The following is a 21558-nucleotide window of genomic DNA, read 5'->3' as shown; positions in this document are numbered from 1 at the left end:
AGTACAGAGATGGCGATCACATCGGGTAGGATCGGTTTCTCAAGTAATTAAACCAACCCACCGCGCAAACCACGCACATCGTGATGATGCCCATCAAATCGAACCATTCCTCTTGAAGTAACAGCAGGATACCTGGTTCTTTTTTTATTTGCAGAACAGCAAGTTGCGCTAGTAAGCCGGCTATGACGATTTCGAGCCAAGGCATCTTGAAAAAAAACATTTCCATTTTGGAGGAGAAAAAGAAAAGAAGAAATAAAGCCGGGAGCACGCCTGTTGCGATAAAAACGACATTATCCGAAAGTCTGGCCGATAGTAGAATACTGTCGATGCTCATGACTAGATCCAAAGAAGCTATGCTGCTGAAAATCCATAATAATGAGAAATGTTTTCTCATTTGATTCTTGGGCAGTACCATTCGAATCGCAAAAAATAACATGATAGCGGCTGTAAACAAGTTGATATAAGGAATTCGATACGAGGACTGGACACAAGCGATGTAGATGATGCGCAGCAAGCATAAGAGACCAAGAAGGTACAATTTGAATTTACTTCTCAGGCTATATCGGTTAAGGGAATTTTGAATCATAATGGCGTTATCGACATTGGTAAATAAATTGTATATGAAAATAATAAACCAATTTTGCATCTTGGACTTCCTTTCCAGGACATCGGCCTGTCCTCAGAAACTAAGATCATTATATGATTGGAATTCCAAAATAAACCAAAATACTACAGATAGAAAAGAGAATATGAATGGAAATAAAAGATCTTGTACGGATAACTGATAAACTTACTGAGTTTAGCATTCCATATGCGCTAGGTGGAAGCGGTTTATTGCACGCTTTGGAACTTGTGGAGCAGATGAATGATTGGGATCTTCTTGTGGAGTGTCCGAAAGAAAAGCTTACTGAGGCCATTCACGGGTATTCCTGGCAGGAACAGACAAGTGGAGAGGGTCTTTTTGCGAGCGAATATCGGATCCAAGTTGCAACATTATCCATTGATTTTATTGGTTATTTCGCACTGCGGAGCACAAAAGGAATCGTGAAACTCCCTCTTGGGAAAAGGGAAGGGAGTACTTGGCAGGGTATCCCATTGAGCGCGCCCGAAACTTGGTATGTGGCTTATAAAATGATGGGGCGGGAGCCCAAGGCAGAGCTACTGTACAATTATTTGAAAAATATTGATAGGAACGAAGAAATCATCTTAGAGCTTGCAAGAAACGAGATGATGGATGAGTCGATCCAAGCGGACTTGCATCAGCTGCTTGGCTGAAAGATGAAATAAGAGTTTCCATGGGAAATTTTGCAACATTTTTCGAAGGGATAACGTTAAGAGGGTAACGACACATCGAGTCATCTCAAAAAGGGTAAAGGAGAGAATGAGGATGAAAAAATTAGCCGCTATAACATTAACGTCCTTGTTAATCAGCTCATTGGCTTTTAGTTCGGCATTTGCCTTTTCTGATCTGGAAGAGGGTCAATCCGATGCTATTATGGCGCTAAAAGACCGTGGGATTGTAAGCGGAATTGACAGCGAGCACTATGTGCCAAAAGGCAAAATCAGCTATGCGCAAAGCGTGCAAATGATTGTAAAAGGCTTGAATTTGAACATGGATACGATACGTTTCATCAAGCAGCCATTGGCGTCGGACACGTACACGAATGTTCCAAATGATGCTTGGTATGCAGACGCCTTCATCATTGCTCATTATAACGGACTGGACATTCCTAAGGATGTTAATCCGAACGCAACCATTTCACGTGAGCAATTCGGGGATTTATTAGTCCGCGCTCTTGAAACGAAAGGCAATTTCCCGCTTGTTAAAATGTTTATTGTGATCAAGGATGAGGATCAAATTAACATCAATTATCAAGGCACTCTGCAAAGATTGCTGTTGTACAAAATCACACAGTTGGATAGCGACGGCAAGTTCAACCCGAAAGCGGAACTTACCCGTGGCGAAGCAGCCAGCTGGGTTTATCAGGCGATTCAATTTGTAGAATCTCATGCGCAGAACCAGGCTCCGGTTGAAGAGGTCTCGGTAAAGGTTGAGAAAGTGAATGACGAAGTCAACAAAGTGATATTGTCCAAAGAAATGCCGAGTCCCGGATATGGCATTGCTATACAGGCAATTGAGTTCCAAGCAGATGGGCAGGCTGTCATTCGCTATACGATTCAGCAGCCAAAGCCGGGTATGATGTATCCGCAAGTGATTACCGAAGCGAAGGCGGAAACGTTTGTATCTTTCAAATATAAGGCGATCGCTAAACCAGCCGTCTCGCCATGAGTAGTGTCATGCTGCCGCCTTGATTGAGGTGGCGGCATTTTTTGTGCGTCTGTATCACTGTCATTTGGACATGTCCGATGCCAATTCTCTCTCATAGAATATAGCATCCTATTTTCATAGGAGGTGAGAGAGATGAAAGTAAACTACTATACGTTAACTTTGGGCTTGATCGGTGCAGCCAAATTGATTTTGGACGCGTACGGTATGGACCTTATTAAAGATGCGGATATGAACGCGATTGCCAATGGTGTTGCTGCGTTGCTATCTGTCGTTGGTATTTATACAAACCATCAGAAATCCTAATTCATTTCTAGTAGGGATGGATGTGGGCAAGAAAGCTTCGAGCGATAGCTCGGGGCTTTTTTTATCTGAAAATATGTCCAAAGGTTCTTGAATATCGTCATGGTAACGTTTTCTTGAAATGATTATAGTTAAGTTGCGGGTACGAAATGGAAGAAGGGGGATCGACAAAGAAAAAGCGATAAAAGGGTCCATTGGTGTGGGCACGCCTTATTATCGCACGTCGGTAGTGAGACTGAATTTTTGGCGAAATTCAATCATCACTATAATTTTGACACAAGAGGGTCCTGAGATGCAACTACTATAATCTGTGTTTAAATTGAAGGGAGCTTAAAACAGGATGAAAATGAACAACTTGAAAGTAATCGGTTTAACTTGTATATCTTTTGCCATGGTTTTGTCGGGATGCTCGACCACGAAAACAGCTGAACCAGCTGCGGCGACAACGGCACCGGCGGCTTCAACAGCAGCAGCGACTAAAGCGCCAGAACCGGCAAAAAGCGGTGAGAAAATAACGATAAACTTCTGGAATCCTTTCTCTGGTAATGACGGTCCATTTATGAAGAAAATTGTGGATAATTATAATAAATCACAAGACAAATACAACGTGAAAATGACGATTCAACCTAACGGCGACTACTACAAGCTGCTAGATACGGCGATTGCGACGAAAAAAGGGGTTCCTGATGTGGCCATTATGCATCTTGATCAAACGCCTACGTATATTGCCAAAGATTTGCTGCAGCCGTTAGATGAAGTGGCTAAATCCGCTGGTGTAGATAAGAGCAACTTCCCGGCAGCAACAGTGGACTATGCGACCAAAGACGGCAAATGGTACAGCATTCCGCTCGATATTCACCCATTGGTGATGTACTACAATAAAGATTTGTTCGCAGCGGCAGGCATCACGGCTCCTCCAACGAATCGTCAAGAATTTGTTGATGCAGCGAAAAAGCTTACAGATCCGTCCAAAGGGATATGGGGAGCGGCGATGCCAACGTTCTGGATTCAGAACTTCTTATTCCCGACGGTATTATTCCAAAATGGCGGCAGCTTCCTTGATGAGAAAGGAAACATTGCTTACAATTCACCGGCAGGTGTTGAAGCTGTTACCTTCATGAGAAGCTTAACCACGATGAAAGTTTCCCCGCCTACGGTGGCGGCGGACGGCGATTTCAACTTGTTCCAGCAAGGTAAAAGCGCCATGCATTTCAACGGCCCATGGGCGAAAGACGCTTTCGATAAAGCGAAAGTGAACTATGGCGTTGCGCAGGTGCCGCAATTAGGTACAGTGAAGCAAGCTGTTTTCGCCGGATCGCACAACTTTGTCATTCCTAAATCAACGACGGATGCAGCGGTGCTGGCTGGTGTCGGCGATTTCTTGAAATATGTATCGAATAATTCCATCGATTGGGCCGAGTCCGGCCAGGCAGTTGCATCCAAAGTCGTTCGTGACAGCGCAGCGTTTAAAGCGATGACACAACAACAAACGGAAGTTGCCAAAGAATTTGATTATGTGCAATTTGCACCTAAAGTTTTGAACTGGGGTCCAATCTCCGACAGTATTTGGAGTGAACTGGCGAATGCGCTGCAAGGGAAAAAGGATCCGAAAGCGGCACTTGACGATGCAGCTGCGAAATCCACGATTGCGATGAACAAAAAATAATGATGAACGAAGGCAGGCGGGTACAAGTTACCCGTCTGCCATTTTAAAAAAAGGAGGGGAAACCCTTGCCTACAACATCCTCTTGGAAATCAAAGCTGACTTCCAGCTTATTCATACTTCCGTATTTTGCGGCCTTTATGGCGTTTACGCTAATTCCGATTATTTATGGTTTTGTGATTAGTCTAAAACAATATAACCTGCTTGATCCCGTACATCCGTTTGTTGGACTGGACAACTACAAGAGCATTTTCACAGAGGGTACACAAGAAAATGATCTCTTTTTTATCGGCATGAAAGCGACTTTGAAATTTGTCATCTTTTCCGTTCCGTTCTTAGTCCTTGTGGGCTTAGGTTTTGCCTTATTGTTAAATGCACTTCCCGACAAACTGCGCTCCTTCTTCCGCTCGATCTACTTCATTCCGTATGCGGTTTCGGCTACTGTGATGGCGGTCATTTGGAAAAGGATGTTCGATGTTACGGGGGGATTCATCAATTTGCTCTTGGCCAAGATGGGGATTCATGAATTTGACCCGATCCCATGGCTGCTGGATAAACCGTTTGTGTGGATTGCGTTGGTCGTGGCGACACTCTGGTGGACGATTGGTTTTAATATGATTATCTTTGTCAATGCGCTTAACGGTGTTCCAGAAGACCTGTATGAAGCTGCCAGAATAGATGGGGCAAATGGTTGGGATAGGCTGAGAAGTATTACGCTGCCATCGATCCGGCCTGTGGTCATCTTTGTGCTGATTACGTCCACGATTGCTTCTTATAATGTATTCGCTCAGCCGAATCTCATGAGTAACGCCGGGGACGAGACCAAGGTTCTGCTTATGGGCATTCTGCAAACGGCTTACACAGCTCGGGAAATTGGCTCGGCATCGGCGATGGCCATTCTGATGGGATTAACGATCATGATCGTATCGGTCATTCAATTTAAAGTCACGAGCAGAAAGGAGTAGAGGACGTTGAAACCTTTAAAGCTATTTTATGTGGTGTTGGCCAGTGTGTTAGGCATCATATTTATTTTGCCGATTCTGTGGATGTTTTCCAATTCGTTCAAGACCGACGTAGAAGTAATGTCTCCTGTGTTTCATTTATTGCCGCAGGAATTCACTTGGGATAATTTCCATACGATTTTTGTCGGAGGTGACGTCGAGGTTCCGATTTTTCGTTGGATTTTCAATTCGTTTTTTGTAGGTTTTGCTGCGACTTTCTTGGTTATTTTGCTGGACACGATGGCGGCGTACGCGTTAACGAAGCTTGATTTGCCTTTTAAAAAGACGTTAATCGCCTTGTTTGTCGGCTCTTTGATGGTGCCAGGCATTATTTCTTTTCTTCCGCAATACTTGAATTTCAGCAACTTAAATTTGATCAATACGTATTATGTGCTTATTTTGCCTTATTCCGGCGGCGCGCTTGGCGTATTTCTGTTAATTCAATTTTTCCAATCGTTCCCGATTGAGATTATTGAAGCAGCCAAAATGGATGGGGCAAACAAATGGCATGTGTTCACGTCTGTTCTGCTGCCGTCTTCTGTTTCGATTGTGACAACCTTGGCCATTTTCACGTTCATGGGGGTTTTCAACGATTATGTGTGGCCGTTTTTTACGGTGACCGATTTGGAAATGCGCACGCTCACTGCGGGAATTGCCGTTATGGCTACTGGAAGTTTTGTGCAATCGTATGGTAAATTAATGGCACTTGCCACGCTGTCCACACTTCCAACCCTTCTAATTTTTCTAATCGGGCAGAGACAATTTATTCAATCTATTACAGCCACGGGAGTTAAGCAGTAAACAGGCTGTTTCTCGAGGGCGGTGTGGTCAATAATGCGCATGTTTTTTGTGGTGTTCATCTGCTTCCTGCTTGCAGCGGGTTGCACGAAAGGAGCTGGGAAAGAAGGAATGACGAAGACCTTTACAAATCCAATTCTCGATAATGGAGCCGACCCATGGGTGACTTCCAAAGACGGCACTTATTATTATACGCATACGACAGGTAACTCCATTCGAGTGTGGAAATCGCAAAAGCTGACGGGGCTTGCTGACGCCGAATATAAGGATGTGTGGTTCCCGCCTGTAGCAGGCCCTAATACTTCGAACATCTGGGCGCCTGAGCTGCATTATTTGGAGGGAAAATGGTACATCTATTATGCGGCAGATGATGGTCAGAATGAGAACCATCGCATGTTCGTGCTGGAATCAGAAACAGATGATCCGCAAGGCCGATATATCGATAAAGGAATGATGGATACAGCTGGCAGGTGGGCGATTGACGGGACGACGCTGCAAAAAGAGGACGGTTCCTTATACTTCATATGGTCCGGTTGGGAAGGAACGGTCAATGTCAGTCAGCACTTGTACATTGCTCCAATGAGTAATCCTTACACGATTAGCGGCAAGCCGGTTGAAATTTCGAGACCTACCTATGATTGGGAATTGAATGGTACACCAACCATTAATGAAGGCCCGCAGGTTTTGCTGCATAAGAATCAAATTTATGTCATTTACTCAGCGAGCGGCAGCTGGACGGATGATTATTGTTTAGGGATGCTGAGTGCGACGATGAGTAGTGATTTATTGAACCCGGCGTCATGGAAAAAGCACGAACAGGCTGTTTTTTCCAAAACGGATCAGGTATTCGGACCAGGCCACAGCTCCTTTACGAAATCGCCGGATGGCAAAGAGGATTGGATTCTGTATCACGGTGCGAAGACGCAAGGCTCTGGCTGGAATCGCAATGTGCGTATGCAGCCATTCAAGTGGCATCCGGACGGCTCTCCTGATTTCGGAGTACCGATTGCAGAGGGTGTCCCTATTCCTGTACCGAGCGGTGAATAACATTCGAAACATCTCCATGATTGGGGATGTTTTTTTCGCGATTTGTTGAGGGACCCAAAAATATGTCCATGTCTGGTGGAAATAGGTCATTGGATTCAGCAGGGGCAATTTGTATAATGAAGACACACTATGTATGGAGCGAGGGATTACTGTGAGAGGCAAGCTGCGAGCTAGAATTAGCACCATGATCCTTCTGATTCCACTCAGTTTACTAACTATAAGCTGCAGCTCTCAGCCGGATACACAAGGTGATGATGCGGCATCAAATAAGCTCAGAATTACGTTCTGGTCACCATTTAGCGGTGGAGACGGCCAATTTATGGCTGAATTAATTCAGCAGTATAACAATGAGAACAAAGATCATGTCAAAATTGATCAAATTAATAATAATTCAGGTGATTATTATACCAAGCTGTCAACAGCGATTGTGACAGAAGAAGCGCCTGATATCGCAATTGTCCATTCGGCCAAATATTCGCAGTATGCTCCGGCTGGATTTTTAACGGACTTGAATACGCTTGCTTCAGAAGCGGGCGTGAACTGGCAAGATTTTAACCAGACGATATTGAAAAGTACGGTTGCCGACGAGAAACATTACGGAATTCCGCTCGATACCCATCTGGAAGTGATGTACTATAACAAGGCTTGGCTTAAACAAGCAGGCCTTCTAGATGAGAAAGAGAAGCCAGTACTGATGAATGGCGAGGATGGGTTCCTGCAATTTTTACAAAAAATAAAACAACATGTACCCGCAACTGTTACGCCATTGGCTGAACCTAATGTACGTATCGACTCATTTTGGCTATGGTACTCCTTTTATAGTCAGATGAATGTAGATGGTGGGCGATTTTATACAGACGACGAGAAGGAAGCGGCCATTGATAATGCTTCTGCGCTTAAATCTCTGAATTTTGTTAATACCCTATATTCGCAGGGGTTCATTATTCCAAATATTAATGATTCTGTACAAACCTTTTCGAAGGGTAATGCCGCTTTGTTAATTACGGGTGTTTGGGCTACGGGCACGTTTGAGAAAATTCCGGACCTTAACTTCGGTGTTACGAAAATACCGCAAATATACGATCATCCCGCTGCTTGGGGGGATTCCCATACCTTTTCCTTGCCTTATCACGAAAAACCGGATAAGAAGAAGCAAATCGCAGCGCTCAAATTTGCGAATTGGGTTGCGGCGCACGGCGCTAGCTGGGCGAAAGCCGGGCATATTCCAGCGGTGAAACAAGCGGTTCAATCCCCGGAGTTTCAGAGTTTGAAATACCGTCCGGACTATGCAAGCTCCGCTGACGATGTGAAATATTTTCCGAATCACCCAAGACAGGGGAAAATGAATGAAGAGATTGTTCGCGAATTTGAAAAGATGATGGTGGGGCAATCCACCCCGCAAGAGGTGCTGCGTAATGCGCAAAGGATTATTAACACGAATATTCAAATACAGCAGAATACAGCTCCAGACTAAAAAGCAGTGGATCCAGAATCTTCCGATCGTCACCAAATTAATCGTTATCAGCTTTATCCTCATAGCCGTTCCGCTGGGGATAGCCAGTTATTTGACGTTTACGAGTTATTCGGCTTCGATTCAGAAAAACACAGGCAAATATCAAATGGACGTTGTGAAAGAGCTTATGGCTAACATTGATACGTACATGAATGAGCTTAATCTTTTATCCTTAATGCCATATCAATCCCAGGATATTGTGAGATATTTGGAGTCGAATAAGGGGACGGAAACGACAATCTCGTTTGATGATCGCGTAACCGTTGAAGATTTCGCCAAGCGTGTGTATGCCAATGGACGTGTAGATATTTCGGGATTAACCCTGTATCGCTTATCGGGCGGCACTTATACGGCGATGTTAGAGGAGCAAGCGAATTATTCTCTGAAAAAGGTTGAAAATGAACCTTGGTACCCCAAGGTTTCCACGACAGGGAAGGTTGTCTATATCGGCACGTACAACAAGAATGCGTATGATACGACGAATCAGGTATACTCTTTTGCGAGGAAAATACGCAGTGTAGATACCGGAAGAGTGCTGGGCTATCTCGTTTTGGATGTGGATAAAAATATCATTCGCAACAAAATCGAAACGATTTCCAATGACAAGAAAAACATTATGATTGTCGACAGCGAAGGGGCGCTCATATATAAAAGCGCTGACTCTTGGGTAGATTTGGACAAAGTGCAGCAATATCAGGGGACAGGCACAGTTATTTATAAGCAAGGTCAAGATACAGAGCTGTTATCCTACTATACTTCGCCGAATACCGGATGGACGATGATCGAGATGGTGCCGCTCGCGTCTTTGCTCCAGGACACAGTGAATGTGAGGAATTACATCATTCTGATTGGCGTCGTTTGCTTGCTGCTGGCTGTCATTTTGTTTACAGCCTTAGCTTTTCGTATCACAAATCCGATTGGCGAACTGCGAAATCTCATGAAAAAAGTGGTTCTTGGCGATTTGGACGTTTCGATTCCCATTCGAAGCCGGGATGAAATCGGTCAATTAAGCCAATCTTTTAACCTCATGGTTTCGAAGCTCAGTGATCTAGGCTACCGGCTTTACGAATCGGAAATCAGAGAGAAGAATGCGCAAATATCTGCGCTGCAAAGCCAGATCAATCCCCATTTTTTGTACAATACGCTGGGCTCCATTAGCATGTATGCTGAAATTCAAGGCAATCGCGAAGTTGTCAAAATGACAAATAATTTAAGCAAGCTGCTCCGTTACAGCATCAATAGCCACAAAAGCCAAGTACCGCTGAACATGGAATTGGAGCACGTGAAGGGTTACATGGCTATCCAGCAGATCCGCTTCGAGGATAAAATACAATTTCGTGTCGATATCGAGCCTGAATTGCTTGTCTATTCGGTGATTCGTTTCATCTTACAGCCGATCGTCGAGAACAGTATTGTGCACGGTTTTGAAAAAGGAAGCGGGTACGGAACAATCACGCTCACCGGGAAGAAGCAAGATGACACGATGGTCATTATCATTCAGGATGATGGTGCGGGGATGAGTGAAAGCCGGCTGCAGCAAGTGCTTCAGAAACAATTTGATTTTACCCCAAACGAAGAGGGAACAGGCGGGCACGGATTAATGAACGTGCATCGGAGGATTGTGCTTCGTTATGGCCATCCATACGGCATGAAGATTGAAAGCCTATTACACCGAGGAACGACGATTATTCTCACATTACCACTCATCGTAGATGAACTTGAAGGGGGCAAACTGGATGCCTAAGCTCCTTATCGTGGATGATGAAACTATTTTCCGCAAAGGCATTGGTTTAATGATTGCTGATATGCAGTCGGAATGGTCGGTTATTGACGAAGCCAAAGATGGCGTGGAAGCTTTAGAGAAAATTGAAGCCTTGCAGCCGGATCTGATTATTACGGATATTAAAATGCCTCGCATGGACGGCATTCAGCTGCAGTACATTGTGAAAGAGAGATATCCGCATATTTCCTGTGTGGTGATGAGTGGCTATGACGATTTTCAGTACGCACGCGAATCGCTTAAATTAGGGGCGAAGGACTACTTGATGAAGCCTTTCGAACGTGCGGAGCTTTATACTTTATTGGAAAAGCTTCAGGTTGAAATCGCGCTTGAGAAGGAACAATTGACTACGAACAAGAAAGACAAGCAAGTTCAGAATCAAATGCGCCAGCATGTGCTGGCCGGACTGTTGACAGGAAGCATTCCTCATGGAGAAACAGAGTTGCTCGATAATGTCGGCGTACAGTTTCTGCTTCCCTGCATTAGCTGCTTGGTAGCCAAGCTGGACCGTGATTCCGTCACGGATGAAAGGTATTACCAGTTAAATCCATCATTATTTTCTGTGTATATTCAGCAGTTTATCCAGGAGAGCATCGAAAAACCGCTGCTTGGTTATGTGTTTATTTTAAATGAGAATGAAGTAGTCGCGCTTATTAATCACGATGATACATCGGCTTCCTTTGCTGACATCGAGAAATTAACGAATCAAATCCGTAAGGGGATTCGGGGACAGTCCAATTTTACGATCTCATTCGGGCTCGGAAGTCCTGTGAAAGATTTGGAGTCAATCTCCAAGTCCTACAAGGAAGCGGGTTTGGCTCTGCTCTATCGTTTAGTTATTGGCGGGGATCGCCTTCTTTCCAGTGACACAATTGCAGAAATGACAATGGAAAAGCTTGAATGGCACACTGCCGATTGGAATTTACTCAATCAGTATGTCCAAGAGGGCGATTTGGCGAATGTGCATCTTCAAGCCGATCAATTCGTTACCAAGCTATGTCAGCAATGGAGAGATCCCGAGCTGATTCATGAGCAAATTTGCAAAATGCTGCTGCATTTTTACGAGCTGGCAGTGAATTTAACCGTGGTGAAGATGTGGCTGCAAGGTACGGATATGAAGCAGGTATTAATGGAGATTTATTCGATTTCGTCCAGCAAAGAGTTAAGTGAGCGCTGCCAGAAGCTGCTGGGGGATTTGAGTGTGTGCATGGTGAACCGTAAAAAGAAATTCGTGACTAGCCCTGTTGAATTGGTGGTCCGGTATGTGGAAGAGCATTATGCGGAATCCATTACCCTGAATATGATGGCGGAGCTCGTCTATCTCAACCCTTCTTATTTGAGTTCTTTGTTTAAAAGCAAGCAAGGCCAGTCCTTTATCGATTTCTTAACGGAAAAACGGATCGAGAAAGCGAAAGCTATGCTGCTTCACTCCGATGAGAAAATTCAGGTTATCTCGGATTCTACAGGTTTTACGAACATTCGCCATTTCAACCGCGTATTCAAAACGCTTACGAATCGAACGCCGACGGAGTACCGGGAGGGTAGACAAACGAGCTGACAAACGGCTAATCAAAGTGCGAGGGAATTATTTTGCTGGGGCATACTAATGGAAAATGTCCGGCAGGAGGGATTCCGCTTGCAAAGGAAACGCGTTGTAGTGATAGCTTTCTTGTTGACTCTGATCACCGGTTGCTTCTATCGCGCAAACCCTTCTGCTCCCAAGGAAGCGCAGCCAGAAGTTAAACAAGAACTGATAGATGTTAAACAGTATGCTAAACCCGAAGCTAAACCCGAAGCTAAGCGAGATCAGCCACCGACTGTAACTGTACCGACGATTCCACCGGTTGTTTCGGAGCCTAGGGTAAGTAAAGTCACATTGGGAGCTATCGGGGACGTTCTCATCCACAGCGAAATATACCAAGATGCGAAGCAAAAGGACGGCACGTACAACTTTTTCAAAATGTTTGAAGATGTGCAGAGTTATCTGCGTATGCCTGATATTTTGGTAGCAAATCAGGAGACGATGATTGGGGGGAAGGAGCTGCGACTTTCCGGTTATCCGTCATTCAATAGTCCGCAGGAAGTTGGGGATGCCCTCAAGGCGGCTGGGGTGGATCTTGTTACAGTGGCTAATAATCATACGCTGGATCGTGGGGAAAAAGTGATTCAAAGCGCTCTGTCGTACTGGGATCGTCTTGGCATTCCATATACCGGAGCATTCAAATCAAAGGAAGATCAGAAGCATATGCGTACGATGGTCAAAAATAACATCACGTTTTCGTTTCTGAGCTACGCCTATGGCACGAATGGCATCCCCCATCCGAAAGGGAAAGCGTATTTGGTTAATCGAATCGATACCGCTCAGATTGCGCAAGAGGTCGAACAAGCCAAACGTATATCTGACGTTGTTGTGGTGGCTATGCATTGGGGAACAGAGTACGAAACTTTACCGAATGAGAGTCAAATGGCGCTGGCTCAAAAGTTGGCGGACTACGGTGTTCATATCGTCATTGGGAATCATCCGCATGTTTTGCAGCCTCCTGCTTGGGTATCAGGCATTAATGGGCACAAAACGCTGGTTTTATACTCGTTAGGCAATTTCATATCCGCCCAAGGCGGAGTTGCCAAGCGAGTAGGCGGAATGGCGACGATTGACGTCGTCAAGACGACAGGGAAAGAGAAGACCGTTACGCTGAAACATCCGTCCTTTCTTCCGACATTTACCTCTTACCAAAATATGACGCAGTTCAAGGTGCTCCCGGTGAATCAAGCTGTTCCTGTGCAAATTAGGAACGGTACGATTCAGTTTGATCCTATTAAGCAACATATGAGAACATACATGCAGGAGCTTCACTTTATCGGCACGGAATAAAATACCCCTCGAACAGGTGCCGAGGGGTATTTGCTGCTGTGTTAGTTGCTCGGCATTACGAGAGACTTTCGTCATCCTCGCTGCTTGCAGATGATTGCGCCGTACGTGCTTCGGCTAATTGTGCATGCGCCGCGTCCAGCTGCTCCTGCGCACCTTGAATCACCTGACGGCGGTTATTGTTGGCAGTCTGGGCTACGTTCAGATTGTGCAGGGCATCCGCCACGGCATTGTGAGCTTGGATTTCTGCATTTTGTTGTTGATCGGATTGTTGATCTGACATGGAGGAACCTCCTAATTGTTGGAATTTTTCTTCGTTAATATGCCCAAGAACGCAGGAATCATTCACGCAGCGATAGAAAATGTCGTGTGGAAGGAGGCGGAAGAGTTGAATATCAAAAGTGTGAACCATTTTCTTTTTTCGGTTACGGATTTGGATAAGTCAATTTCATTTTATCAAGAAGTGTTTGGTGCCAAGCTGTTGGTCAAGGGGAGAAACTTGGCTTACTTTGACTTAAGTGGCATATGGTTAGCGTTGAATGTAGAGAAAGAAATCCCTCGGAATGAGATTCGATATTCTTATACCCATATGGCTTTTACAGTAGATGAGGCGGATTTCGATGCTGTGGTGGAAAAGCTGAAGCATCTAGGAGTTAATATACTTCCTGGGCGCGAGAGAGATGAACAGGATAAGCGTTCTGTCTACTTCACCGATCCGGACGGGCATAAATTCGAATTCCATACCGGCAGCCTGGAAGACCGGTTAGCCTACTATAGGAAAGAGAAGCCGCATATGGAATTTTATGAGGATGATGATGATGCCAAATAATACGGACTGATCTTGCTAAGCTTTAATGGGGTTAACGCCGATTACTCCCTCTATTTCCAGCGGATAATCCATTTTTATCCATCTAAATGGATTATCTACCGCTATTATCGCCAAATGTGGCTTTATCGGGTTACGGCAGCGAAATTAGGTGGAGCTTGTCCTGTTAATCCGTTCCATGCCGCTAAGAAGCACAGATTAACGTGAGTTTTTCCATCTATTTCGGGAACAATCTGGTGCATAAACATAAAAAGAGGCTGCCATCGGGCAGCCTCTTTGCTGTCTAATTCTTAATCCTGCGAATCGCTATTAGAAGAAGAGGATGAATTGGATTGGAATACTTCTGCCGCTTCCTCTGCGGAGAATTCTGTATCCTCTTGACCAGGAACCGGTAATTTATTTAGTTCGGTAGTCTGTACTTGCGCTTTGGATGCTTGATTGGATTGATTTTGATTTGGCATAGTGACACCTCCTTTGCTCAATAAACAACAAAGAGTAGTATGTCAAAGTTTGGAACTTTCTATACGGATTGTGTGGACATAAAAGAATAAATCAAATCTTGAATGTTAACGAACCGACGCTCTTTCGAGAGCATGTGGTGCACTAGCCGTTTCAATGGGGTTCGTTCCTCGTAATAAGGTGGGGCATATTTTCGAATGTGAATATACGGAAATTCGAGAAAAGGGTGGTAATAAAATGAGGCCAAATCATCCTCACCGTATTGATTCACTTGATCCATAATCCTTGTGACGTCCTGCTCTACGGCATCACCTCTGACAAACCCCAGTGGCGTTGGGACGTAATAGGTTCTTCCAACGATCGAAGCGGCTATTTGATAGGTCACTTGGCGATTGGTAGGGTCATGGGGATTGTCTTCGTACATTAACCATGAGCATGATTCTATAATCGTACGCTGCACCTCCGAAGCTGCATAGTGTGGAGTTTCAAACCAATCGGGACGAAGGCCAGCGGCTTGAAAGGCGGATAAGGCCATATGAAATCTGCCATACGCATAGGACCTCTGAATATGCAGACTGTCAGAAAGGGAAGACCTCGGGTCATCCGGCGGGCAATCCTTGAGGCAGTCCGGATATGCGAATTCATAGCCCTCGCCGCTGATGGATTGCCCATATTGATGGGTGTACCCGTGAATACCTAGTGAAGCCCCGCGAGTTCGCAATGCTTGTAACGTTTCAACAAATCTCACGGAAGTGGCATCAAACGGATTGCTGATGGTGCAGTCATATTGCAGATTCGGATTGATGTATCGGGGAATGACGGCCACATGAAAAGGGATCTTTTGCATATATAAATAATCCGCAACGGCACGTAACTTCATTTGGTTTTCTGTTTTTTCGTAATAACCGCCTGGTCCGACATCTTCAAGCCGCAGTAATGCTTTCACGGTGAAATCCCTCCGCAACGAGTAAGTTGGATACTTCCAATACCATTGTATGTGTAAGTCTTCTGTTTCATTTCGATGAATATATGGGATGGAATCGACGGGGGAAAATGTCGAAATTTGTCCGAAAAAGAAGAATCCTAGCAAAGAGGAAAGATGGTTAAGGTAAGCGGTTTCAATTTTTATTAAAATAGTGTAAACTCCTTTTATATCATAAGGTTAACCGCTTTCCCTTATTTTACGAATTATTAATAAAAAACGTGTTGTAATTTGTTTGTTTTTAACTATAATAGGAAATATGAAGAGCGTTAAACCGGTTTAATTAAACCGCTTTAATGATTAGAAAGTGAATGCTAATTTTAATTGCATAAAGGAGGTGGAAGGATGGCTACCATTGATGATGTTGCCAAGCTTGCGGGTGTTTCCAAAGGAACAGTTTCGAGCGTTTTCAGCAAAAAGAGACCGATTTCTCAACCGGTAACGGATCGAGTACTTTCGGTAGCCAAAGAACTGGGATATTTCCCGAATCATATTGCCAGAAGTTTGGCAATTAAGAAGACGATGATTGTTGGACTCAAGATGCCGATTTCTAAAGAGGGCTCGACGACGCAATTTGAAATTCAAATGCTGAATGGGGTCATCAAGGAATGTACGAAGCATGGGTATCGTATTCTGCTAGACACGCTTCCAGAGCATGAAGATCTTACACAATTTTCAAGCGATCCTGTCGATGGTGTTATTATGTTGAATCCACGTAAGCACGATCAACGCATTGAGCGATTCGAGCAGATGAGAATTCCGTTAGTGCTCGTAGGCAGACCTGACCCCTTGGAGAGTTCAATCAGCTATGTAGATAATGACAATGAGCAGCTTGCCTACGAGGTTGGCAGCTACTTATTGACGCAAGGCCACCGTTCTATTTTATTTTTAAATGCATCAGCGAACATGACGGTTTCAGCCGATCGTGTAAATGGTCTTCGGAAGGCATATGAAGAGCGTGGAGTTTCTTATGATAACGTCCATGTTATGAACTTTGTCCGTCAGCAGCATGCGACACCGATGGATTACGGTTACATGTCTATCTTGGAAATGCATGAACAGATTCCTTTCACAGCGGTTGTGTCGGATACAGACAGAGTTGCATTAGGGATTCTGCGGGCCACCCGTGAACTCGGTATCCATGTTCCAAGAGATCTTTCGATTGTGGCATTAAGCAACGATGTGAGACTAGCCGAAGAGATGTCGCCGAAATTGACTTCCGTTGAGCTTTCTGCGGAAACGCTGGGAGCAGAAGCAGGACGTATTTTGATTCAAAAAATGAAAGATCCGTCAACGGTGGAACAACTTATCGTGGACGCACAGCTCATTGTACGCGAGTCTACCCGAAGTTTATAAGGATTAGACGCCATGAAGAATGGATCATTGTCTATCGTGAAAGCGCTTTATTAACGTTTCGTAAAGGTTAATCCTATAACAACGCATATAACGGAGGGGTACTATGAAGGCCAAAAAAGCGAAAGTCGTTACGTCGATGATGGCGGCTCTGCTTGTCGGAAGTTTAGCAGCGGGTTGTACATCTAACAGCAGCACAGGAACTGAAGCTCCGAAAGCATCCGATCAGTCGAAGACGGAAGGGAATAAGGAAGAGCGTTCTTTGCGAATGATGTCCGGTGTTGTTGGCGGTAAAACACCAGAAGAGAATGTCCTGTTTGAGAAAGAAATCGAACGCTTGACAGGCATCAAAGTTAAGATGGAAAAGCCGGCTTCCGATTATAATCAGAAGCTGATGGCGGCTGTTTCCTCCGGCGAGAAATACGACCTCCTGCAAGTAAGCAAAGAGTTGATGAACACGCTGACTGAGCAAGGTATTCTCATGCCTTTAACAGATCAAGTGAAAGGGTCAAAAACACTTCAAGATCCTGAAGTTTTGCCAACGTCGGAGTGGGATCAAGTGAAAACCAAGGACGGCAAGATCTACGGCGTCTTCAGTAAATTCCAAGGTGGAACGATGCCGATCGTTCGTGCGGACTGGCTCAAAAAGCTCAATCTGCCTGAACCGAAAACGTTTGATGACTACTACAAGGTTCTGAAAGCATTCACGGAGCAAGATCCCGATGGCAACGGGAAAAAGGATACATATGGATTAAGCACTGCTGGTATGTATGAACTGCAAGGTTTCTTCAGCGGAGCCGGCTTGAAACAACGTTACGTGGAGAAGGACGGCAAGCTGGACGTTCCTTATTCAACAGACGCAGCCATTCCGGTCTATGAATGGTTGAACAAATTGTACAAAGAAGGTATTTTGGACCCTAACTTTGCTACGAACGATACAGGTAAAATGCGGAATCTATTCCTTGCGGACCGTGTCGGGATGATTACTTACTGGGATGCTTGGGTTGGCATGCTGAACAATACAAGAAAAATTGCCGATGCGAATACCGTATTTGAAGCGAAGGGCCTTCCAGGAATCGCCGGAGCTGACGGGAAATATATGCTGCGCCGTGGAGATCCGGACGTTTGGGTTATTCCAGTGAATGCGCAACATCCAAAAACAGCTTTTGAATTCATAGAGTGGTGGCACTCCAAAGATGGCATTGTTTTGGGCAGCATGGGTATCAAAGATACGGACTACACGGAAAATGGCGGGAAATACGAGCTTACACAAACAGGGAAAGATCATGCTATGGATCACGGCGTACCTTTCTGGTATAACAAAAAATTCCCGAATCCATTCGGTTTACTTCCAGGCGTGAAAGAAGCGCAGGATCTTGTTTTGAAAAATGCAACGTTGGAGCTGACGCCACCGAAATGGGCCGATGCTGAGAAAATTATTAATGAATATTCCTTCAAAGCAATTCTTGGCGAAATGCCGGCTGCGGATGCCGTGAAGAAAATGCGTGAACAATTAAAATCAGCGAAATTGATCGACTAGTTCATATGGGCAGGGGAGTATGCGCGACATACTCCCCTTACAATTAAAGGCAAGGTGGTGACTTCGTTTGAAAGTTGTATGGAAATTCAAAGCCCTGTACTTAATGATGCTTCCAATCATGGCTTATTTTCTTGTGTTCTCTTATTATCCGCTCGTTCGCGGCTTTATCATTTCCTTCCAAGAGTTCCGATTGATTGGAAACCGGCCTTTTATCGGATTTGATAATTATATTACCGTGCTTAAGGATCATGCTTTCTGGGAAATGCTGCAAAACACTCTGCTGCTAGGCGGAGGCATGCTGGTGATCGGTTTTATCATGCCAATTCTGCTTGCGTTGTCGCTTAATGAGATTCTACAGGCATGGTTTAAAAAAGTGGTTCAGATGATTGTTTACATCCCCCATTTGTTCTCTTGGGTTGTCGTAGGCGGGATGTGGATTCTTATGCTTTCTCCGGACACCGGTATTGTGAATGCGATTCTCAAGCTGGTTGGAGCAGAAAAACCGATTACTTTTATGGCCAGTGCGGATTCTGCCCGTTGGGTCATGGTGCTTACTTCGGTGTGGAAAGAGATGGGCTTTATCTGCATCCTCTATCTAGCGACGATTGTAGCCATTAATCCAGCATTATATGAAGCAGCAAGAATGGATGGAGCGAACCGCTGGCAGCTTGTTCGTTATGTAACACTGCCATCGCTGGTGTCAACGATGAAAGTTGTTATTATGCTGAATGTGCTTAGCATTTTGCGTATTTTTGATCAAATCATCGTGATGCGCAACGGGGCCATTGCCAAGAAAGTGGACGTCATCATGATGTACACGTACCAAAAAGGGATTCTGGAATTTAAAGTCGGTTTAGCAACATCAGCAGGATTTTTAGTGATTTTCGCGACATTGCTCATTACGTTTGTGACCAGAGCGATCATTCGCTATGACGAGGGGTGAAGGGATCTCCATGAAAACAAACAATCTGCCTACAAGCTGGGGAAGCCGGTTATTCGATGGGGTTAATTTATTATTTTTATTCATTCTTCTGGCTACCATGCTTATTCCGTTATTGAATACGTTCGCACTGGCTTTCTCATCCAATTTTGCTTCCATGCAGCCAGGCATCATTTTATTTCCAAAACAATTCAGTGTTGAGGGCTTCACGACGGTTTGGAATCGCATGCAATTGTATACGCCGTTCCTGAATAATGTGATTGTCACGCTTGTAGGGACAGTATGTCATGTGCTGCTGTGCTCGATGGCTGGCTATGTATTGATCCAAAGAGGGTTGCCCGGGAAAAAGTTTATGGTTTCCGCTATTCTCCTTACAATGACGATTCCAGGCGAGGCGATCATGATCCCCGTTTATGTGGTGAACAAAGAGCTTGGCTTGTTAAATTCTTTAACGGCATTAATTATGTCGGGCTTAGTTTCCGGCTTCAGTATTTTACTTATGCGTAATTTCTTCCTGTCCGTACCTGTGGAAATGTCGGAGTCTGCGACGATGGACGGGGCAGGAGCATTTCGTATTTTTATTACCATGTACATCCCATTAGCTGCTGCTGGACTTGCGACGGTGACGCTTTTCGAGTTCGTTAGCCGTTGGAACCAATTCACGCCAGCGCTTTTATTTATTAGCGATCACGCGAAATATACGTTGCAAATCGCCTTGAAATCCTTAATTGTAGATACTGATTCTACATCCAGCAACTTTATTGTCACGACGAATGTAAGGATGGCAGGGATTGTGATTGCACTTCTCCCTCTCGTTATTATTTATCCCTATGTGCAGAAATATTTCGTCAAAGGCATTTTGGTTGGTGCTAACAAAGAGTAACATATATGAAAAAGGAGCGTGGAGTTCGTCATGTCGCAGACAAGCCGAAGAAAACAAGTCACGACTTACCGCAGAGAGATTCATCACAGTGAGGAAAGTACATATGTAGAAGTTCCTTTCGAAATGCCTGAAAAGGTGGAAGAGATTCATGTGCAATTTGTCGTTCAATCTCACGGTGATGCAAAGCCTGTCATTGATCTTGGCGTCAGAGACAGCCATAAAGTGCGAGGCTGGAGCGGAGGGGCTCGCTCCGAGTTTATGATCGGACTAGAGAAGGCGACTCCCGGTTATTTGCCTGGCGAACTGCAAGCCGGGGACTGGGCCGTTCTTCATAACGCCTATAAGGTTCCTGAAGAAGGTTGTGAAGTTACGATCACCATCACGTTCTTTTTTCATACAGCACGCTGGCTTAAAGGGGATTTGCACACGCACAGTGTAAACAGCGACGGCTCTTATACGCTGGAGGAAAATGCGGCGATCATGGAGCAGCTAGGCTGCGATTTCATTGCGATGACGGATCATAATGCGGTTAGCCAAAATTATTCGTATCCTCGTAATACGCCTGTCGTCATGATTCCGGGCATGGAGTTTACGACCAATTTTGGGCATAGCAATTTTCTTGGCGTTTTAGAGCCTATTGATGATTTTCGGGTCAAGAATCAAGAGGATGTTAATCTTCGACTGGCAACGGCACGTGAGCGTGGGGCGAAAATTGTCCTTAACCACCCCCATTGCGATTATTGCCCGTGGGAGTGGGATTTGAATACGGATCACGACTGGTGGGAAGTCTGGAATGGCCCATGGACAGCTCGCAATGAGCGAGCGCTGGCTTGGTGGCAGGAGCAGCTCGCATCAGGCAGGAAGCTTGTTGCAACTGGCGGCAGTGATGTACACCGACCTGAACGTTATGTCAAACATGCCATGCCGTGTACATGGGTTTATGCCGAAACGAAAACAGTGAATGGCATTCTTCAAGGGATCGATAAAGGGCATGTGGTGATTAGTTATTCACCGGAAGGCCCTTTCGGGCAGCTAACTTGTGGTGACTATATGACAGGCGATACCGTATCAAATGACGTGTCTGACAACGTACTAATCATGGTTGAACACATTCGTGAAGGTGACCAAATCAAACTCATTAGTGAACATGGCGTAGAGTTAACAGAAGTTTGCTCTTCAACAGGATCATGGGAACTTGCGGTTGAGCAAAAGGGCAGAGCTTTTTACCGCGTTGAAGTATGGCGTCATTTTGAGGAAGTCGATCTTACCTTAATGGCGATGTTGACGAATCCAATCTATTTTCAGAGGTGAGTG

Annotated in this window: 21 protein-coding genes; 17 read left to right on the top strand and 4 right to left on the bottom strand. The window is 44.8% G+C overall.

The window, feature by feature from the left end; all coding sequences use genetic code 11:
• Positions 1-16 precede the first annotated feature (16 nt).
• Complete coding sequence (locus tag ACUN27_RS20960; protein WP_326060659.1) at positions 17-646, bottom strand: TerC family protein; 630 nt, start codon at positions 644-646, stop codon at positions 17-19.
• Between the two features lie 107 nt (positions 647-753).
• On the opposite strand from ACUN27_RS20960, the gene ACUN27_RS20955 reads away from it, so the two are divergent.
• The 11 genes from ACUN27_RS20955 to ACUN27_RS20905 all read left to right on the top strand — a co-directional run bounded on the left by ACUN27_RS20955 (position 754) and on the right by ACUN27_RS20905 (position 13264).
• On the top strand, positions 754-1275 hold the full coding sequence (locus ACUN27_RS20955) for a hypothetical protein (RefSeq protein ID WP_326060658.1): 522 nt from the start codon (positions 754-756) through the stop codon (positions 1273-1275).
• A 112-nt stretch (positions 1276-1387) separates the two neighbouring features.
• On the top strand, positions 1388-2290 hold the full coding sequence (locus tag ACUN27_RS20950) for an S-layer homology domain-containing protein (RefSeq protein ID WP_326060657.1): 903 nt from the start codon (positions 1388-1390) through the stop codon (positions 2288-2290).
• 132 nt (positions 2291-2422) lie between these two features.
• A complete protein-coding gene (locus ACUN27_RS20945) occupies positions 2423-2593 on the top strand; it encodes a hypothetical protein (protein ID WP_164819675.1) in 171 nt (56 codons plus the stop codon).
• A 337-nt stretch (positions 2594-2930) separates the two neighbouring features.
• Positions 2931-4256: an ABC transporter substrate-binding protein gene (locus ACUN27_RS20940; RefSeq protein WP_326060656.1), complete on the top strand. Its 1326-nt coding sequence runs from the start codon at positions 2931-2933 to the stop codon at positions 4254-4256.
• 65 nt (positions 4257-4321) lie between these two features.
• Positions 4322-5218 (top strand): carbohydrate ABC transporter permease, encoded by an 897-nt coding sequence (locus ACUN27_RS20935; protein ID WP_326060655.1) that lies wholly within the window; start codon positions 4322-4324, stop codon positions 5216-5218.
• A gap of 6 nt (positions 5219-5224) precedes the next feature.
• Positions 5225-6055, top strand: coding sequence for a carbohydrate ABC transporter permease (locus ACUN27_RS20930; protein WP_315949774.1), 831 nt, complete (start codon positions 5225-5227; stop codon positions 6053-6055).
• Between the two features lie 33 nt (positions 6056-6088).
• A complete protein-coding gene (locus tag ACUN27_RS20925; RefSeq protein ID WP_445559554.1) occupies positions 6089-7099 on the top strand; it encodes a glycoside hydrolase family 43 protein in 1011 nt (336 codons plus the stop codon).
• Between the two features lie 133 nt (positions 7100-7232).
• Positions 7233-8573 carry an ABC transporter substrate-binding protein gene (locus ACUN27_RS20920; protein ID WP_315949776.1) on the top strand — a complete coding sequence of 447 codons (1341 nt, stop codon included), beginning with the start codon at positions 7233-7235 and terminating at the stop codon, positions 8571-8573.
• Entirely contained in the window at positions 8515-10356 is a 1842-nt protein-coding gene (locus tag ACUN27_RS20915) for a cache domain-containing sensor histidine kinase (protein WP_445559553.1), read from the top strand. Before ACUN27_RS20920 ends, ACUN27_RS20915 begins: the two co-directional genes overlap by 59 nt.
• Entirely contained in the window at positions 10349-11950 is a 1602-nt protein-coding gene (locus ACUN27_RS20910) for a response regulator (protein ID WP_326060651.1), read from the top strand. Before ACUN27_RS20915 ends, ACUN27_RS20910 begins: the two co-directional genes overlap by 8 nt.
• Positions 11951-12028: 78 nt before the next feature.
• The gene (locus tag ACUN27_RS20905; protein ID WP_315949779.1) at positions 12029-13264 is read left to right on the top strand and encodes a CapA family protein; all 1236 of its coding nucleotides are present in this window, start codon (positions 12029-12031) and stop codon (positions 13262-13264) included.
• A 55-nt stretch (positions 13265-13319) separates the two neighbouring features.
• On the opposite strand, the gene ACUN27_RS20900 is transcribed toward ACUN27_RS20905, so the two are convergent.
• The gene (locus ACUN27_RS20900; RefSeq protein ID WP_326060649.1) at positions 13320-13544 is read right to left on the bottom strand and encodes a hypothetical protein; all 225 of its coding nucleotides are present in this window, start codon (positions 13542-13544) and stop codon (positions 13320-13322) included.
• 105 nt (positions 13545-13649) lie between these two features.
• Here ACUN27_RS20900 and fosB point away from each other — a divergent pair, with 105 nt between their 5' ends.
• Complete coding sequence (fosB, locus tag ACUN27_RS20895; protein ID WP_315950385.1) at positions 13650-14090, top strand: metallothiol transferase FosB; 441 nt, start codon at positions 13650-13652, stop codon at positions 14088-14090.
• Between the two features lie 287 nt (positions 14091-14377).
• Here the strand turns inward: fosB and ACUN27_RS20890 are convergent, their stop codons facing one another.
• Positions 14378-14548, bottom strand: a complete 171-nt coding sequence (locus ACUN27_RS20890) for a hypothetical protein (protein WP_164819672.1) — start codon at positions 14546-14548, stop codon at positions 14378-14380.
• A 59-nt stretch (positions 14549-14607) separates the two neighbouring features.
• Positions 14608-15492, bottom strand: a complete 885-nt coding sequence (locus tag ACUN27_RS20885) for a DUF2334 domain-containing protein (RefSeq protein ID WP_315949781.1) — start codon at positions 15490-15492, stop codon at positions 14608-14610.
• A 381-nt stretch (positions 15493-15873) separates the two neighbouring features.
• Between ACUN27_RS20885 and ACUN27_RS20880 the strand changes: the two genes are divergently transcribed.
• From ACUN27_RS20880 to ACUN27_RS20860, 5 genes are all read left to right on the top strand, one after another.
• Complete coding sequence (locus ACUN27_RS20880) at positions 15874-16884, top strand: LacI family DNA-binding transcriptional regulator (RefSeq protein ID WP_315949782.1); 1011 nt, start codon at positions 15874-15876, stop codon at positions 16882-16884.
• A gap of 103 nt (positions 16885-16987) precedes the next feature.
• Positions 16988-18421 carry an extracellular solute-binding protein gene (locus tag ACUN27_RS20875; RefSeq protein WP_326060647.1) on the top strand — a complete coding sequence of 478 codons (1434 nt, stop codon included), beginning with the start codon at positions 16988-16990 and terminating at the stop codon, positions 18419-18421.
• A gap of 67 nt (positions 18422-18488) precedes the next feature.
• Positions 18489-19364, top strand: a complete 876-nt coding sequence (locus ACUN27_RS20870) for an ABC transporter permease subunit (protein WP_315949784.1) — start codon at positions 18489-18491, stop codon at positions 19362-19364.
• 10 nt (positions 19365-19374) lie between these two features.
• Positions 19375-20244: a carbohydrate ABC transporter permease gene (locus tag ACUN27_RS20865; protein ID WP_315949786.1), complete on the top strand. Its 870-nt coding sequence runs from the start codon at positions 19375-19377 to the stop codon at positions 20242-20244.
• A 30-nt stretch (positions 20245-20274) separates the two neighbouring features.
• Positions 20275-21555, top strand: a complete 1281-nt coding sequence (locus ACUN27_RS20860) for a CehA/McbA family metallohydrolase (protein WP_315949788.1) — start codon at positions 20275-20277, stop codon at positions 21553-21555.
• Positions 21556-21558: the final 3 nt, after the last annotated feature.

The organism is Paenibacillus sp. WC2504 (genome assembly GCF_052682475.1).
This window is presented reverse-complemented; position numbering and strand designations above follow the sequence as displayed.